We start from the raw sequence: 15996 nt of genomic DNA, 5'->3' as shown, positions 1-15996 counted from the left end.
TAAAACAGATCGAAAATTATAATTGTCTTACTCTAAATTAATATCAAAATAGCTAATTCACCAAAAGAAATTAAATAATAATAAAGCATTAAAGATAATACAAAAAACCTTTATTAAAACCCTAAATAATTAAGTAAAATTTTAAAATGAGGTCACAGAATTAAAGCAAGGATAATCAGCAGTTAAGCTTAGCGACGGTAAACGATTAGTTATCATAGATTTTAATGGCGTCCCCTACAGGATTCGAACCTGTGACCTACGGCTTAGAAGGCCGTTGCTCTATCCAGCTGAGCTAAGGAGACATTGAGTAGCAGAATTGATATAACGCAGAGTATTATATAAAGCTATTTTGATCCGTCAATGCTTTTTAATGGATTATTAGATTATATAGTCAAAATATCATCAATTTAATGACATAATTGATATGTTCAAAATTTTTCTAATGAAAAATCGGGTATTTTGTTAAAAATAAATAAAATTTATTTATTATTAAGCCTAAAAAACCCCTTTCCTCAATTTTTTTATATTATTGCTGATTGGTCAGATTTAATAATAAACTATGATAGCAATTCAATGACAGTCTTATCTCAATTGAAATATTGGTCTTTTATTTAGCATTGGCTATTTGTGCTTTTAACATAGCTAAACGACTTTGCCCTTGTTGCATCTTTTTCTCAGGTGATAATTCATGGCGCTGATCTTGCCATGCTAAATCGTCTTGAGGAAGTTCAAGTAAAAAACGACTTGGTTCTACATAAACTGTTTCACCAAATTGTTTTCTCTGTCGACTAAATGAAAAAGTTAATTCCCGTTGTGCTCGAGTGATTCCTACATACGCAAGCCGTCGTTCTTCTTCAATATTGTCTTCATCTATACTGGTTTGATGTGGCAATACCCCTTCGGACATGCCGATTAAATATACATAAGGAAACTCAAGCCCCTTAGAGGCATGTAACGTCATTAATTGTACTTGATCCAGTTCTTCTTCTGTTTCATTACGCTCTAACATATCACGCAAGGTAAATCTAGCTACAGCCTGCTCTAAAGTTAATCCCTCATCGATATCATCACCCTGTAACATATCATTTAACCAGCTCACTAACTGTTCTACATTACGCATGCGCATTTGCCCAGCAGTTGGCGAAGATGAAGTTTCGTAAATCCAACTTTCATAATGAATACCATGTAAGAGTTCATGAATGGCAGCCATCGGCTCTAGATGTGATTTTTCAATCAATGAATCAAACCAGTGAATAAAGGAATGTAATGTTTCCATTCGTTTACCTGATAGTAATTCCGTTAATCCCATATCATGACTAGCTTGATATAAGCTAACTCCGCGATGATTTGCCCACTCTCCCAATTTTTGGATAGTTGCTGGCCCAATTTCACGTCTTGGGGTATTAATAATCCGGATAAATGCATTGTCATCGTCAGGATTAGTTAATAAACGGAGATAGGCCATTAGATCTTTAATTTCAATGCGGGCAAAGAAGGATGTTCCTCCGGAAATTCGATAAGGAATTCGATATTGCATTAGCATTTTTTCAATTAAACGAGATTGATGATTACCTCTATACAAAATGGCATATTGACCATATTGGCTATTATTAGCAAATCGATGTCCGATTAAGTCGTTAACCACTTTTTCCGCTTCATGTTCTTCATTATCGGCTGAAATAACTTTTAGATGTTCTCCATAACCGAGTTCGGAAAATAATTTCTTTTCAAAGATATGAGGATTATTTTCTATTAAAATATTAGCAACTTTTAATATTCTTCCTGATGATCGGTAATTTTGTTCTAATTTAATCACTTCTAGTTGAGGAAAGTCCTGTTTTAGTAAGATTAAATTTTTGGGACGCGCACCACGCCAGGAGTAAATTGATTGATCATCATCACCAACCACCGTAAATTTAGCTCGGCTACCTACCAATAATTTAATAAATTCATATTGACTGGTATTGGTATCTTGATATTCATCGATTAATAGATAACGAATACGGTTTTGCCATTTTTCTCTAACTTCATCATTAGTTTTTAATAGCAATGTCGGTAATAAAATAAGATCGTCAAAATCTAATATGCTACATGCTTTAAGCTGTTTTTCGTAAAGTTGATAACAGTGAGCAAATAGCTTTTCTTTATTCGTCTGCGCTCTCGCCATTGCAATGGTTGAATCAACAATATCATTCTTCCAATTCGAAATAGTTGAACGTAACTGATTAATAAGATCTTTATCACCATCTAACCATTGCTGGGTAAGCTCTTTGAGCAAAGCGAATTGATCATGATCATCAAATAGTGAAAAATTAGCTTTAATACCAAGATGTTTATATTCTCGGCGTACAATATCTAATCCTAAGGTATGGAAGGTTGAAATTTTTAGCCCTCTTGCCTCTGGTTTACTCAAGGATTGGGCTATGCGTTCTTTCATTTCCCTAGCAGCTTTATTAGTAAAAGTCACAGCAACAATATGTCGAGGCAAATATTCTTTTACCCGAATTAAATAAGCGATTTTATTAATAATTACTCGAGTTTTACCTGAACCTGCACCAGCTAGTACCAGACAAGGCCCTGAAACATATTCGACAGCTTGTTGTTGACTTGAATTTAAACGCACAAAAGAGAACCCTAAGTAAAATTGTTCGCTAGTATATACTGAACTATCAAGCATGCGCAATCCAGCCATGCTTCGAAACATTTCATAACATTTGTAGCTATTGAATAAAAGTTAATGCCTGTTCAACAACTTCTATTCCTACCCCTTTTTTATGGGCGTTTTCACTCAAATAGCGTCGCCACTGTTTAGCCCCTTTTCTACCGTTAAAGATACCTAAGGTATGACGCATAATATGATTGAGTTGAGCGCCTTGAGTTAACTGGGTTTCAATATAAGGATAAAGTGCTTGTATTGCCGCTATTGGATCAGGACTTGGAACATCAGAACCAAAGATTTGTTGATCAATTTGCGTCAGTAAAATAGGATTTTGATAAGCTTCACGACCAACCATAACACCATCGACAAAAGTTAAATTTTGTTTGATTTCATCAATGGTTTTAATTCCGCCATTTATGGCGATAGTTAGATGAGGATAATCACGTTTTAATTGATAAACTCGCTCATAATCAAGTGGTGGCACTTCGCGATTTTCTTTGGGACTGAGTCCGGAAAGCCAAGCTTTACGAGCATGTACAATAAATGTTTCCGTATGAGGCATGACTTTTTCAATAAATTCACATAAAAAGCCATAACTATCTTGATTATCAATACCAATACGTGTTTTTACCGTTACAGGAATACTGACAGCATTTTGCATGGCATCAATACAATTTGCGACTAAATCAGCTTTTGCCATTAAACAGGCACCAAACATGCCATTTTGTACACGATCAGAAGGACAACCGACATTAAGATTAATTTCATCATAGCCTCGTTGTTCGGCTAATTTTGCACATTCAGCCAATGCAATAGGATCACTTCCACCCAGTTGCAAGCTTAAAGGATGTTCTTGGCTATTAAAAGCTAAATAATCGCCTTTACCATACAAAATTGCGCCGGTAGTGACCATTTCGGTATAGAGTAAGGTTTTTTTGGTCAATATACGATGAAAATAACGACAATGTTTATCAGTCCAATCGAGCATGGGAGCTATAGAAAAACGATTTAATATAGATTTTTTTTGCAAATTAGCCTCGACATAAAAAAATAAAATGTTATTCTATCTGCCATTTTTTAATAGTACAACAATATATAATATAGGGAATAAATATGGATTTTAACCAACCGAAAAGTATTACCATTACTTCAACTGAATTATTAAAAAAACAGATGAGATTTATAGCAATAATGCAACAAATCTATGGAGTTATAATGATAATTATCGGCGCCTTATCTTGTTTAGGGATCATATCTGCTATCGTCGGTATTCCGGTAATTTTAGCTGGCGTAAAACTATTCAAATCAGGCAGCACATTTAGTATGGCTGCAAATTTTGATAATGAACGAAATCTTATTGAAGCTATTGAAAATTTACATGGCTATTGGAAGTTTTCTTTAATTGCTTTTATTTGTTCAATTGTATTTTTCATTATTTATATGATTCTTATAGTAGCTCTTATTTCTTCTATTGGTGGTCACTACTAATAGACCGATTTAATCGAATTGAACATAGATATAAAAACCTCGTTATTATAACGAGGTTTTTTTTTGAATTTTATTCTGATTCACCTTCTGATGAAACTTCAGACGATTGTTGAGTAGGTAAATGATCATTATCGTCTTCTGATTTTATTTCAATAGGATCTGAAATTTCTTGTTGGTTCATTTCTTCTAATGATAAAGAACCTTCTAATGTAGAGGTTTTAATATCTTTCACTATGCCCATCTCATCAAAATAAACGGCATAAGTAATCTGACTTACATTACCATGTTGTGGCTGTTGGCGGAAAACATAATACCAAACATTACCCCCAAAAGAAGAAGTTAACATTGGTGATCCCATAATAAACACCACCTGTTCTTTGCTTTGACCAACTTGTAATAATTCTATTGCATCTTTTGTTACATAATTACCTTGATTGATATCAGGTCGATAAACCCAACGATCAACAAGAGAACAACCAGTTAGTAACATACCGGCCACAATAGCAAGCGAAATAGATTTACGAAACGGCATTTAAAATCATCCATTCAAAAATACAATAGAATATATTATCGCTGATATTTTAACTAAGCGCTAGAAAAAATAATAAATTCTTCTATAAATTTATACTTAAAAGCATTGTTATCTTGATGATAATTAACAAGAGCTGATATTTTTCTTCTTATCTTTAATCGTAATGCACTATAATAAGCAACTTTATATAAACAAATGACGGGTAAAAAATGAAATTAGATACCATTGAGCAAAAAGCAAGTTACGCAATTGGATTACAAATTGGCCAACAACTAAAAGAGTCAGGATTAAGCAATTTAGAACTTAATGCATTAAAATTAGCTATGGAAGATGTATTAAGTGGTAACCAACCAGCTTTACCTTTACAAGAATTGCATGATGCTCTTCGCCACGTTCATGAACAAGCTTCTAAAGAAAAAGCAAAACAAGCAGAAAAAATTGCCCAAGCAGGAAAAGACTTTTTAACTGAAAATCTTAAAAAAGATAACATAAAATCAACTGAATCAGGTTTACAATACGAAGTACTTAAACAAGGTACTGGTGCATATCCAAAAGCAACTGACCGAGTGCAAGTTCATTATACTGGACAGCTAATTGATGGTACTGTATTTGATAGCTCTATTGAACGAGGTCAACCAGCTGAATTCCCTGTTAATGGTGTTATTCGAGGCTGGGTGGAAGCGTTACAATTAATGCCAGAAGGCTCAAAATGGCGATTATATATTCCTCAAGAATTAGCTTATGGATCTCAAGGTGCTGGCGCGTCGATCCCCCCATATAGTACTTTAATTTTCGATGTTGAATTATTAAAAGTTCTATAAAAAAATATGGACGCCCTTGCGTCCATTATTGTCAGAATTAACTATTGTAAATTTTAGGTAATAAGCAGGTACATAGTGCAGCTAACAACAATAGAGCGCTAGCTGTGCCAAAGGCAATAAAGTGGTTATGCCATGTGTCATATGCCCACCCTCCTAACCACGAACCAATCATCGCACCAATTTGGTGACCAAGGTAAGTTAAACCAGAAAGTAAACCAACAATTTTTACACCATAGATATCAGCAGAAATGGCACTTGATAAAGATAAAGCACCAGCCCAAACTAATCCACCTATTAAGGCTATGGTATAGAGTTGCCATTGAGATGCTGCAATAACTAATGCTATAAATCCTATTCCTCGAACAAAATAGATCATAGCTAAAACAAACTTTCGTGGCACAAGATCTGAAATATAGCCGAGTACTAATGTACTAAATATTGCCACCAAACCAATTAAGCCTAGTGCAGAAGAACTGGTTATTGAATCAAAACCATGATCCATTAACATAGGTACACCGTGAGTGCCAAGTAAATTCATGCTAAATCCACAAGTAAATAATCCAAAACTAAGCAACCAAAACGGTCGAGTTTTTAATACCTGAGTTAACGTCATTTCTGATCTTATATTTTGACTATTTTCAGTTGTATCTATATCACTTTGCTTATCTTTCATAATAAAAAGCGCTATCGGTAAAGCTAACAACATAAAAAATAGTGAAAATGCTATTAATGTAGTTTGCCATCCATAAAGCGGAATAAAATAAGCAAATACAGGTAGCATAACCGCAATGCCAGCCATACTACCACTTGATAAGATAAATAAAGCCAAGCCACGATGTTTGCTAAACCAACGAACAACAATCGGCGTAAAACTTACCGAACCAACAAACGAGGTACCAAAAGATAACGCTATACCAAAGGATAATAAAAAATTCCAATAATCATTTATATTAGCGGCCCAAACAGACGAAATAATAATAATTAGTGAACCTAATAATAATACAAAGCGTGTTCCATATTTGCTAACTAAATAACCGGCTATTGGCATCGCGATTCCAGAAAATAGCATACCAATAGCAATAATACTCGATAAAGTACTACGACTAAACTGTAGGTCGTTGGCGATAGGTAAAAAGAATACCCCCATACTCATCCGTAATCCGCTAGATAGCAGCGTTAACAACGCTGCTGCAATCACAATGTTCCATCCAAAATACCATTTACAACGCATAAGGTATCCTATATTTATTATAAAAATATCACTAGCAAAGTATAACATTTTGCTTTTTAGTCGGTATATAACTTAATAGTTTTCCGCTATAATATTTGTTTATGTGTATTAGGTAATAATGTAAGGAAAGTTATATGTCAACAAATATGATTCGCATCGCTATTGCTGGCGCTGGAGGTAAAATGGGTCGTCAACTCATTCAAGCGGTATCTCAAATTGAAGGAGTGACTTTAGGCGCTGCATTCGAAAGAGAAGGATCATCATTGATAGGTAGTGATGCTGGTGAGCTTGCTGGTATTGGACTGTGTGGTGTAAAAGTTACAGATAATTTAGCCAAAGCAAAAGATCAGTTTGATGTATTAATTGATTTTACTCGTCCAGAAGGAACCCTAGCACATTTAACTTTTTGTGTCGAAAATAAGAAAATGATGATAATCGGCACAACAGGCTTTGATGAAGCTGGTAAACAGGCAATTGCTAATGCCGCACAACAAATTGCAATTGTATTTGCCGCAAACTTTAGCGTTGGTGTTAACTTAGTACTTAAATTACTCGAAAAAGCCACCCAAATTATGGGTGATTATACTGATATCGAAATTATCGAAGCCCATCATCGTCATAAAGTCGATGCCCCATCAGGTACCGCTCTTGCGATGGGCGAAGCTATTGCTGATGCACTTGGTTGTGACTTAAACGAGCGTGCAGTTTATTGCCGAGAAGGCCATACCGGAGAAAGACCAAAAGGGGCAATTGGTTTTGCCACTATTCGAGCTGGTGATATTGTCGGTGAACATACCGCAATTTTTGCTGATGTTGGAGAACGAGTTGAAATTAGTCATAAAGCTTCAAGCCGAATGACATTTGCTAATGGAGCAGTACGTGCAGCATTATGGCTTGCTAAGCAACCAGTTGGACTTTATGATATGCGTGATGTACTTAATCTAAATAATTTATAATGTTAAAGCATGACAGATGAAATTTGGATGCGTCATGCATTAGAATTAGCTAAATGCGCTGAATCTATAGGAGAAATTCCAGTCGGCGCAGTAATTGTTGATGAAAACGGACAACTTATTGGTGAAGGTTTTAATCAATCAATTATTAAACATAACCCAACTGCTCATGCAGAAATCATGGCAATTGAACAAGCAGGTCAATTTTTACACAACTACCGTTTAGTCAATACAACATTGTATGTTACTCTTGAACCTTGTATTATGTGTGCTGGTGCTATTATACATAGTCGAATCAAGCGTGTAGTGTATGGTGCTAGTGATTATAAAACCGGTGCAGCTGGTTCTTATATCAATATTCTTTCCAGAACGGGCATTAATCATTTTGCCCAAATAACTAGTGGTGTTTTAGCTAGTGAATGTAGCTCAATGTTAAGCAACTTTTTCAAAAAACGGCGTTTAGAAATAAAACAAAATAAACACTCTTGTCATAGTACAGTTAACCATTGACTTAATATTTAAAAATGTATTCTATAAATCATTTTTTAATTTTTGATAAAAAATTTGCTTAGTTATTCTTTTTACCTGTGAAAATTGCTAAAATCTGTTCTGATTTTTTAAGATATATACTGAGCATTATTAATGAAAAAACATACATTAGAAACCATGATATCTGCCAAAGATATCCAAAAACGGGTAAATGAAATAGGTCAACAGATAAGTAAAGATTATGCAAGCAGTCAAAATGAGCTTATTTTAGTTGGTTTGTTAAGAGGTTCTTTTATCTTTATGGCTGATCTAAGCCGAGCAATTAGTGTTGGTCACGAAGTCGACTTTATGACGGCCTCAAGTTATGGCAATGCCGTGGTAAGTAATAGAGATGTCAAAATTTTAAAAGATTTAGACGAAGATATTCGTGACAAAGATGTGCTGATTGTTGAAGATATTATTGATACCGGTAATACTCTTAGCAAGGTAATGGCTATTTTAAAACTACGTCATCCTCGTAGTATCGAGATTTGTACATTATTAGATAAACCTTCACGCCGTGAAGTTGCCGTACCAGTAAAATATATCGGTTTTTCAATTCCTGACGAGTTTGTAGTGGGTTATGGTATAGATTATGCTCAGCATTATCGCCATTTACCATATATTGGACATGTAAAATTACTTGAATCCTAAACTTTATCGAGGTGTATGTGTCACGATTTTCTCGCTCATTATGCGTACTTTTAATGGTAACGACTGCATCAAGTTATGCTGATATGAAGTTATCAATTAAAGGATTATCGGGAGAACTTGCGGAAAATGTCGATGCACGCATTTCGTTAATCACATCAGATAAAATTAATAATTCGCCTAATTTTAAGCGATATTTTGAAAGTGAAGCACAAAAAGCACTTCGAGCATTAGGTTATTATTCTCCTAGTTTTAATTATGACGAAAGTGATCCTAAAGTCCTCGTTGTTAAAATATCGCCTGGTGAACCGGTTAGAATTAAACAATTAAATATCAATATCAATGGCGAAGGTAAACAAGATAAAGATTTTCAAGAGTTACTAGCTAAACAACTACCTAAAATTGGTGAAATTTTAAATCACGGCACTTATGAAGCATTTAAAAAAGGCTTAGAAAGCTTGTCATTAAAAAAAGGCTATTTTGATGCAGTAATGCCAACCCATCAATTAGCCGTATCTAAATACGACCATCAAGCATTTTGGAATATCGATTTTGATACTGGTAAACGCTATAAGTTTAGTATGGTTAAATTTCCTGAGGCTAAAATTCGTCAAGATTATCTTGCCAATATCGTACCTTTTAAAGAAGGTGATGAATATTCGGCTGAACAGTTGTCATTATTAAATCGACGACTAAGTTCGACAAACTGGTTTAATTCTGTAGTTGTTACACCAGATTTTCCACATCTAACTGCAGATAAAGCTCTACCAATTGATGTTGTTACCACTCCTCGTAAAAAAAATGCTATGGATCTGGGTTTAGGTTTTTCAACAGATAATGGCGTGCATGGCAAAATTGGCTGGAATAAACCTTGGATCAATAGTAAAGGACATAGTTTTCAAAGTAGTTTATCGCTCTCATCACCAGAGCAAATTATTACAATGAGCTACAAAATACCTTTAAAAAAATCGCCTATTGAACAGTATTATACCATTCAAGGTGGTTATAAAAAAATTGATAATAACGACACTTATTCACGTTCGTATACTTTAGGTGCTTTGCGTAATTGGGATAATTTTGACGGTTGGCAAACTGCTCTTGGTTTTAATATGTTGCGTGATGACTTTACTCAAGGGGATGCAAAGTTCAAGACCTTTTTATACTATCCATCACTAAGTATTTCACGTATTCGTAATGACGGTAAGCTATTATCGATGTGGGGTGATTCTCAACGTTATTCAGTTGAAGGGGCAGCGGAATCGTTAGGCTCTGATATTAATTTAGTCCGTTTTCAAGCTCAACAAACTTGGATTCGTTCAATAAAACAATCACATCGTTTTATAGCCAGAGGTAATTTTGGCATTATTCAAGCAAGTAACTTTGATCGAGTGCCGCCTTCTTTTAGATTTTTTGCTGGTGGCGATCGCAGTATTCGAGGATACAGTTATCAATCTATTTCACCTAAAGATAAAAAAGGTAAGCTTAAAGGTGCTTCAAAAATGATCACAGGCTCAGCCGAATATCAATATAACTTAACTGGCTCTTGGTGGGGTGCTGCTTTTGTTGATACTGGTGAAGCAATAGATAAAGTCGATACAGCTAAATTTTATACTGGTACCGGCTTGGGTATTCGATGGGCTTCACCTGTCGGTCCAATTAAATTTGATTTAGCAACACCACTAAATAGAAAAGATAAAGGCTCAATACATCTATATATTGGTTTAGGAAGCGAATTATAAAATGGCAAAAAATCCAATAAGAGCAAAAAAGGTTGAAAAAATAAAACGAATACGTAAATGGAAAAAACGCAGCATTGTAGTGCTTTCCATTTTTGTTTTCCTTATCACTTTTACAATCTTAATGATTTACACATCTTTAGGTGTAAAGCTAACTACCTATGTTCTTAATAAATTTTTACCTGAATTAAAAATAGCCCAAGTTGAAGGTACATTCCATGATTTACATATTAAAGGGTTGTCACTTGAACTACCTGGTGTCAATGTACAGGTAAAAGATGCAACATTCAAATTGTCTGGTTTATGTTTAATACAAACAAAAATTTGTGTTAAACAATTTGATGCTGATGGAGTTAATGTTGTAATCAATACTAATGAATTGCAACTTTCACCTGATGAACCAACATCAGAAAAACGACGAATAATTAAAACGCCATTACCTATTGAGTTAAAACAAACCCATATTTCTGATGTCACTGTGAAAGTTGATGATATGCAATTTGGTATGTCAGACTTCACTGGAAAAGCTAACTGGGTCAACGAAAAAATCTATGTACTCCCGGCTGTTGCTATGGATTTACAGGCAATATTTGCAGATCACCCTGCAAAAAACTCTAACAACAAATTTGAAGATGATTTAGCACTTGATCAAAAAATTAAGCAACTATTTAATCAACCTTTGATAAATTCACTACCACAGGTTAGTATTCCACTCGATATTAATGTCACAAGTTTAAGCGGAAATAATTGGTTATTACATATAGCTGGGCAAGATTATCATTTTAACCAAGTGAATATAAAAACCGAGATGATTAATAATCATATTATGGTCAAACATGTGGACACTAATGCAACAACGCCTTATGTCAATGGACATGCCTATTTATCTGGTGAAATTACACTTGGCGATAATTGGCCTATTTTAGCTTCAATTAAGGTCGATACAGAAAAAAATCATCTTAATGGGCAGTTTTCAGGAAACTTATTAGGTAAATTATTTACTTATACTAATATTGCTGGTCTGAATCAAATTACCATTGAGGGACAAATCAATTTTATTGAGAAATATTTGCCTTTAATAACAAAATTAGACGGTAAACATATTCAATGGCCAATTGAAGGAGATCCACAATATCAGTTAGATAATTTTGCTATAAGCTTAAATGGCAATGCACAAAAATATAATATGCTAGCTAAAGGTTTGATTAAGGGAGATGGCTTACCTGATACGTCTGTTGATATTGTTGGTGCTGGTACCAACCAATCTGCCTCTTTCGACCATGCCAATATTAAGTTTCCACAAGGCGATATTAATCTTACTGGCCAACTAGATTGGCAAACTGCACTTAAATGGGATGCGAGTATTAACCTTAATAATGTCGATATTATTAAAGAGTTACCAACCTTCCCTATTCGCTTAGCCGGCCAACTAAAAACTTCGGGTATGCTCGAAGGTGATTTATGGCAACTAAATATTCCTGAGATACAGTTGAAAGGTAACATTAAGCAAGCTAATTTTTCAGCTAATGGTGACCTATTTGTTGATTCTAATCGTACGCTATCAGCAAAAAATTTATCTCTACTTTGGGGTAAAAATCAATTAAATATTAATGGTTCAACGGATAAAGGAAATTTAAATAGCCAACTTAATTTAACGACTTTATCATTATTGGTTGATAATCTAAGTGGCACAATTATTGGTAATGTCAAGATGACAGGTAGTAAAACTTCACCAGTTATCGAAAGTAATATCAATATCGGCAACTTAACTTATGAAAATATTTCAATCGCGAAAGCCAATCTATCAGGCAAAATCCAATACACAGATCAACTTAGTGGACAATTGAAGCTAATTGGTCAAAATATCGATATCGCTAACCAAAGTATTAAAAAAGCTAATATTGAACTATCAGGCAATGAAGCTCGTCACTCTTTAAATATAAATTTTGAAGGTAATCCATTATCGATGGCAACAACATTAAATGGACAATTAGATAAACAACATAATAATTGGACCGCAAGTATACCGCATAGTTTACTTACATTAGCTAATAATAATCGTTGGCAATTAGCTAAACCTATTTCTCTATCATATGATTTAACTAGCCACGTTCCAACTATAGGGGCACATTGTTGGCGTAGCAATAATTCTAGTATCTGTTTAGATAAATCATTATCAATAGCTAACAATAACCAGACATCTATTACATTAAAAGATATTGATCTTGCCAAATTACCTATTCCCAATGATGGTGAAACTAAAATTGATGGTTTTATTAATGGCAAAGCAGATATTAAATTCGACGATGCTAGCAAAATTCCGAGTATTAAAGCCAATATAACTAGCAATAAAGTTTTTGTTAAACAGATGATCACCAATCAAGCTTTACCAATTCCATTTGACCTGTTTAATATCAATGCTGAATTTAATGAACAACAGGCTAAATTAAATTGGCGTTTTGGTTTAAATAAATTAGGCAAAATAAATGGCGATCTATCCATAAATGATCCAACTGGAAAAAAAGATTTAAGTGGTCAACTCAATATTGATAATTTAGCCCTAGCAATTATTAATCCGCTATTGAGTAAAGATGAATATGCTAATGGCGCCATCAATGGAATGGTTAAATTTTCTGGTTCATTAATGGATCCTAGCTTAACCGGCGGTATCAATTTAAAACATAGCGACATAAAATCTAACCAATTACCAATCGATATCAAATCGGCTATGGTTGATATTAAATTCAATGGTAAAACTTCGACAATGAAAGGAATTTTGGCCACTAAATCAGGAAACATTAATATTAATGGTCAAGCTAGCTGGAATAATTTTGAAAAATGGCAAGCAACATTAAATGTTAATGGTGCTGCCATGGATGTCTCTGTACCGCCAATGATTGTCATGTCAGTCATTCCAGATATTAAAATAGAAGCAACCCAAGATGAACTGACAATTCTTGGTAAAGTTTCAATTCCTAAAGGCAAAATCACCGTTGATTCACTTCCACCATCAAGTATTGACGTGTCACCTGATGAAGTCATGTTGGATCAAAACCACAAACAGATTCAAGCTCAAAAATTTGGCATGAAAATAAATAGTCATATTGAAATCAATATTGGTGATAAAGTAACGGTAGATGCCTTTGGTTTGCAAGCCTCATTAAAAGGTAAACTCATTGCGACACAGACAAATAAAGGACTAGATTTACATGGTGAAATATTAATTCCTAATGGACGATTTCATGCTTATGGGCAAGACCTAATCATTAACAAAGGGATTATCACTTTTTCTGGTCCAACAGATCAAGCTATGTTAGATATAGAAGCCATTCGTAATCCTGATTCCATGGATAACAGTAATATTACAGCAGGTATTCGAGTTAAGGGGTCATCAACAGATCCTAAAATTGAGATTTTCTCTGATCCAGCTATGTCACAACAAGAAGCGCTTTCTTACCTAATTCGAGGTCAAGGTCTTGATAGTTCTGATCAAAGCGATAATGATATGATGACAGCGTTTTTAGTTGGTGTTGGAACCGCCAAAACAGGACAATTCATCGGTGATATTGGTAATGCATTTGGCATCAAGAATCTTTCTTTAGACACTCAAGGGGCAGGTAATAATTCAAAAGTGGTTGTAAGTGGTTATATATTACCTCATTTACAATTAAAATATGGTGTAGGTATATTCGACTCACTAGCAACATTTACCTTGCGCTATCGTTTATTGCCAAATTTATATGTCGAAGCAGCCTCTGGTATTGCGCAAACATTAGATCTAATCTACCAATTCGAGTTTAATTAATATTAGTTAATTCTTATTAGTTCGCCAAAAGTTAAATTGGCGAACTAATTTAGATTTTTTGGCCGATTAACATTTCACGTTTTAGACCAAATCCTTTACGTTTTTCGACATTAAATCCAGCATTGATTAAATTACGTCGGACAAAACCTGCTGCAGTAAATGTTGCAAAGGTTCCTTTTTCTCTTGTTAATTGATAACAATGTTTAAATAGGGATTCATTCCACATATCTGGATTTTTGGCTGGCGAAAAACCATCAAAAAACCATGCATCAATAAAACTATTTTGTTGAACCAAGAAATCGGCAAAGCAACTTATATCGTCATAGCATATCAACAAATTCGCTTCTTCTAAGCTATCAACATCAGATCTTTTTAAAGAGTCTTGTAATTGCTTAGCTAGAGGCCATAATGCATCATTGTGATTAATGACTTTATTATGAATTTTTGACATTTCGCTGGCAGATAGAGGATATTTTTCAACACTAAAAAAATTTAATTTTTTCAAATTACTATTTGGATTTTTTTGTCTAAATTGCTTAAACGTTTGCCAAGTAATTAAAAAACTTAAACCTGAACCAAAACCAGTTTCACCAATAGTAAACGTCTCTTGCCGATGTTGTAAAAATCTGTCATATAAACAATTCCCTTCAATAAAAACATAACGAGTTTCATCTACTGCACCGTCCGTATTAAAATAAACATCATCAAAGTAACGGGAAATTGGAATTTGATTATCATTCCAAATGATAGTTGATTCGTGCATAAACATCCTTTAAAGCTATATTTAACAAACTGTATATTCATATAGATTACGTATATAATACGCTAAGTTAACTTGTGAGGTAAATTATGGTTTTTCTTTTTCGTTTAATCTTTGTGTTATTTATTGGCATTATAACTTGTGTACTAGGGGTTATATTTTGCTTATTCAATCCTCGCAATCCCAAAAATGTGGCTAGATTTGCTCATCTTTTTAGTTTTTTCTTTAAACCATTATTAGGGGTAAAAGTTGATACTCGTAAATATCCTGAAATTGAAAAGTTAGGTAGCTGTGTATTTATCGCCAATCACCAAAACAATTATGATATGGTGGTAGCTGCTGATATTGTACAACCGAAAACCGTCACTGTCGGCAAAAAAAGTCTGGCACTGATCCCTTTCTTTGGACAACTTTACTACCTTACCGGCAATATTTTGATTGATCGTAATAATAAATCAAAAGCTCGAGATACCATTAACCTAGTTGTTAACGAAATAAAAAAACGTGGGATATCAATATGGATGTTTCCCGAAGGTACCCGAAGTCGTGGGCGAGGATTATTACCATTTAAAACTGGTGCTTTTAAAGCTGCTATTGCCGCTGGCGTTCCTATTGTGCCGATTTGCGTATCAGATACCAATAATATAAAACTTAACCGCCTTAATAATGGCCATATGATCGTTGAAATGCTTCCGCCAATTGAAACTAAGAATCTACGTAAAGAAGATGCTAGAATATTAATGGAAGAGTGCTATCAACTGATGTCAGAAAAAATTGCCCAAATTAATTTAGAAGCGACTAAATTAAATAAAAAATTATTAAAATAATAATT

13 protein-coding genes and 1 tRNA gene are annotated in these 15996 nt (G+C 34.1%); 8 read left to right on the top strand and 6 right to left on the bottom strand.

All coding sequences use genetic code 11. From position 1 onward, the window contains the following. Positions 1-225: 225 nt before the first annotated feature. The 3 genes from H3U97_RS09655 to dusA form a co-directional block, all read right to left on the bottom strand. Positions 226-302 (bottom strand) — tRNA-Arg (locus H3U97_RS09655). Between the two features lie 305 nt (positions 303-607). After that, positions 608-2623: a DNA helicase Rep gene (rep, locus tag H3U97_RS09650; RefSeq protein WP_198198836.1), complete on the bottom strand. Its 2016-nt coding sequence runs from the start codon at positions 2621-2623 to the stop codon at positions 608-610. Positions 2624-2720: 97 nt separating this feature from the next. Continuing rightward, positions 2721-3689, bottom strand: a complete 969-nt coding sequence (dusA, locus tag H3U97_RS09645) for a tRNA dihydrouridine(20/20a) synthase DusA (RefSeq protein WP_232343793.1) — start codon at positions 3687-3689, stop codon at positions 2721-2723. An 83-nt stretch (positions 3690-3772) separates the two neighbouring features. On the opposite strand from dusA, the gene H3U97_RS09640 reads away from it, so the two are divergent. Further along, entirely contained in the window at positions 3773-4147 is a 375-nt protein-coding gene (locus tag H3U97_RS09640; RefSeq protein ID WP_065579148.1) for a DUF5362 family protein, read from the top strand. 70 nt (positions 4148-4217) lie between these two features. Here H3U97_RS09640 and bamE read toward each other — a convergent pair whose 3' ends face one another. Next, positions 4218-4679, bottom strand: a complete 462-nt coding sequence (gene bamE / locus H3U97_RS09635) for an outer membrane protein assembly factor BamE (protein ID WP_065579149.1) — start codon at positions 4677-4679, stop codon at positions 4218-4220. A 209-nt stretch (positions 4680-4888) separates the two neighbouring features. Here bamE and H3U97_RS09630 point away from each other — a divergent pair, with 209 nt between their 5' ends. After that, positions 4889-5500: an FKBP-type peptidyl-prolyl cis-trans isomerase gene (locus H3U97_RS09630; protein ID WP_065579150.1), complete on the top strand. Its 612-nt coding sequence runs from the start codon at positions 4889-4891 to the stop codon at positions 5498-5500. Positions 5501-5537: 37 nt separating this feature from the next. Here the strand turns inward: H3U97_RS09630 and H3U97_RS09625 are convergent, their stop codons facing one another. After that, positions 5538-6731 (bottom strand): MFS transporter, encoded by a 1194-nt coding sequence (locus H3U97_RS09625; protein ID WP_198198816.1) that lies wholly within the window; start codon positions 6729-6731, stop codon positions 5538-5540. 134 nt (positions 6732-6865) lie between these two features. On the opposite strand from H3U97_RS09625, the gene dapB reads away from it, so the two are divergent. The 5 genes from dapB to H3U97_RS09600 all read left to right on the top strand — a co-directional run bounded on the left by dapB (position 6866) and on the right by H3U97_RS09600 (position 14404). Then, positions 6866-7687: a 4-hydroxy-tetrahydrodipicolinate reductase gene (dapB, locus tag H3U97_RS09620; RefSeq protein WP_065613155.1), complete on the top strand. Its 822-nt coding sequence runs from the start codon at positions 6866-6868 to the stop codon at positions 7685-7687. A 9-nt stretch (positions 7688-7696) separates the two neighbouring features. After that, positions 7697-8194 (top strand): tRNA adenosine(34) deaminase TadA, encoded by a 498-nt coding sequence (gene tadA, locus H3U97_RS09615; protein WP_065579153.1) that lies wholly within the window; start codon positions 7697-7699, stop codon positions 8192-8194. Positions 8195-8326: 132 nt separating this feature from the next. Next, complete coding sequence (gene hpt / locus H3U97_RS09610) at positions 8327-8866, top strand: hypoxanthine phosphoribosyltransferase (RefSeq protein WP_065579154.1); 540 nt, start codon at positions 8327-8329, stop codon at positions 8864-8866. A 53-nt stretch (positions 8867-8919) separates the two neighbouring features. Then, the gene (locus tag H3U97_RS09605) at positions 8920-10602 is read left to right on the top strand and encodes an autotransporter assembly complex family protein (RefSeq protein WP_174565005.1); all 1683 of its coding nucleotides are present in this window, start codon (positions 8920-8922) and stop codon (positions 10600-10602) included. Position 10603: 1 nt separating this feature from the next. Next, positions 10604-14404: a translocation/assembly module TamB domain-containing protein gene (locus H3U97_RS09600; protein WP_198198815.1), complete on the top strand. Its 3801-nt coding sequence runs from the start codon at positions 10604-10606 to the stop codon at positions 14402-14404. 49 nt (positions 14405-14453) lie between these two features. Here the strand turns inward: H3U97_RS09600 and mnmD are convergent, their stop codons facing one another. Further along, positions 14454-15167, bottom strand: a complete 714-nt coding sequence (mnmD, locus tag H3U97_RS09595) for a tRNA (5-methylaminomethyl-2-thiouridine)(34)-methyltransferase MnmD (protein WP_198198814.1) — start codon at positions 15165-15167, stop codon at positions 14454-14456. A gap of 86 nt (positions 15168-15253) precedes the next feature. Here mnmD and H3U97_RS09590 point away from each other — a divergent pair, with 86 nt between their 5' ends. Further along, positions 15254-15991 carry a 1-acylglycerol-3-phosphate O-acyltransferase gene (locus H3U97_RS09590; RefSeq protein WP_198198813.1) on the top strand — a complete coding sequence of 246 codons (738 nt, stop codon included), beginning with the start codon at positions 15254-15256 and terminating at the stop codon, positions 15989-15991. Positions 15992-15996: the final 5 nt, after the last annotated feature.

Origin of the sequence: Gilliamella sp. W8128 (assembly GCF_016100545.1) — a bacterium.
Taxonomy (GTDB): Bacteria; Pseudomonadota; Gammaproteobacteria; order Enterobacterales; family Orbaceae; genus Gilliamella; species Gilliamella apis.
This window is presented reverse-complemented; position numbering and strand designations above follow the sequence as displayed.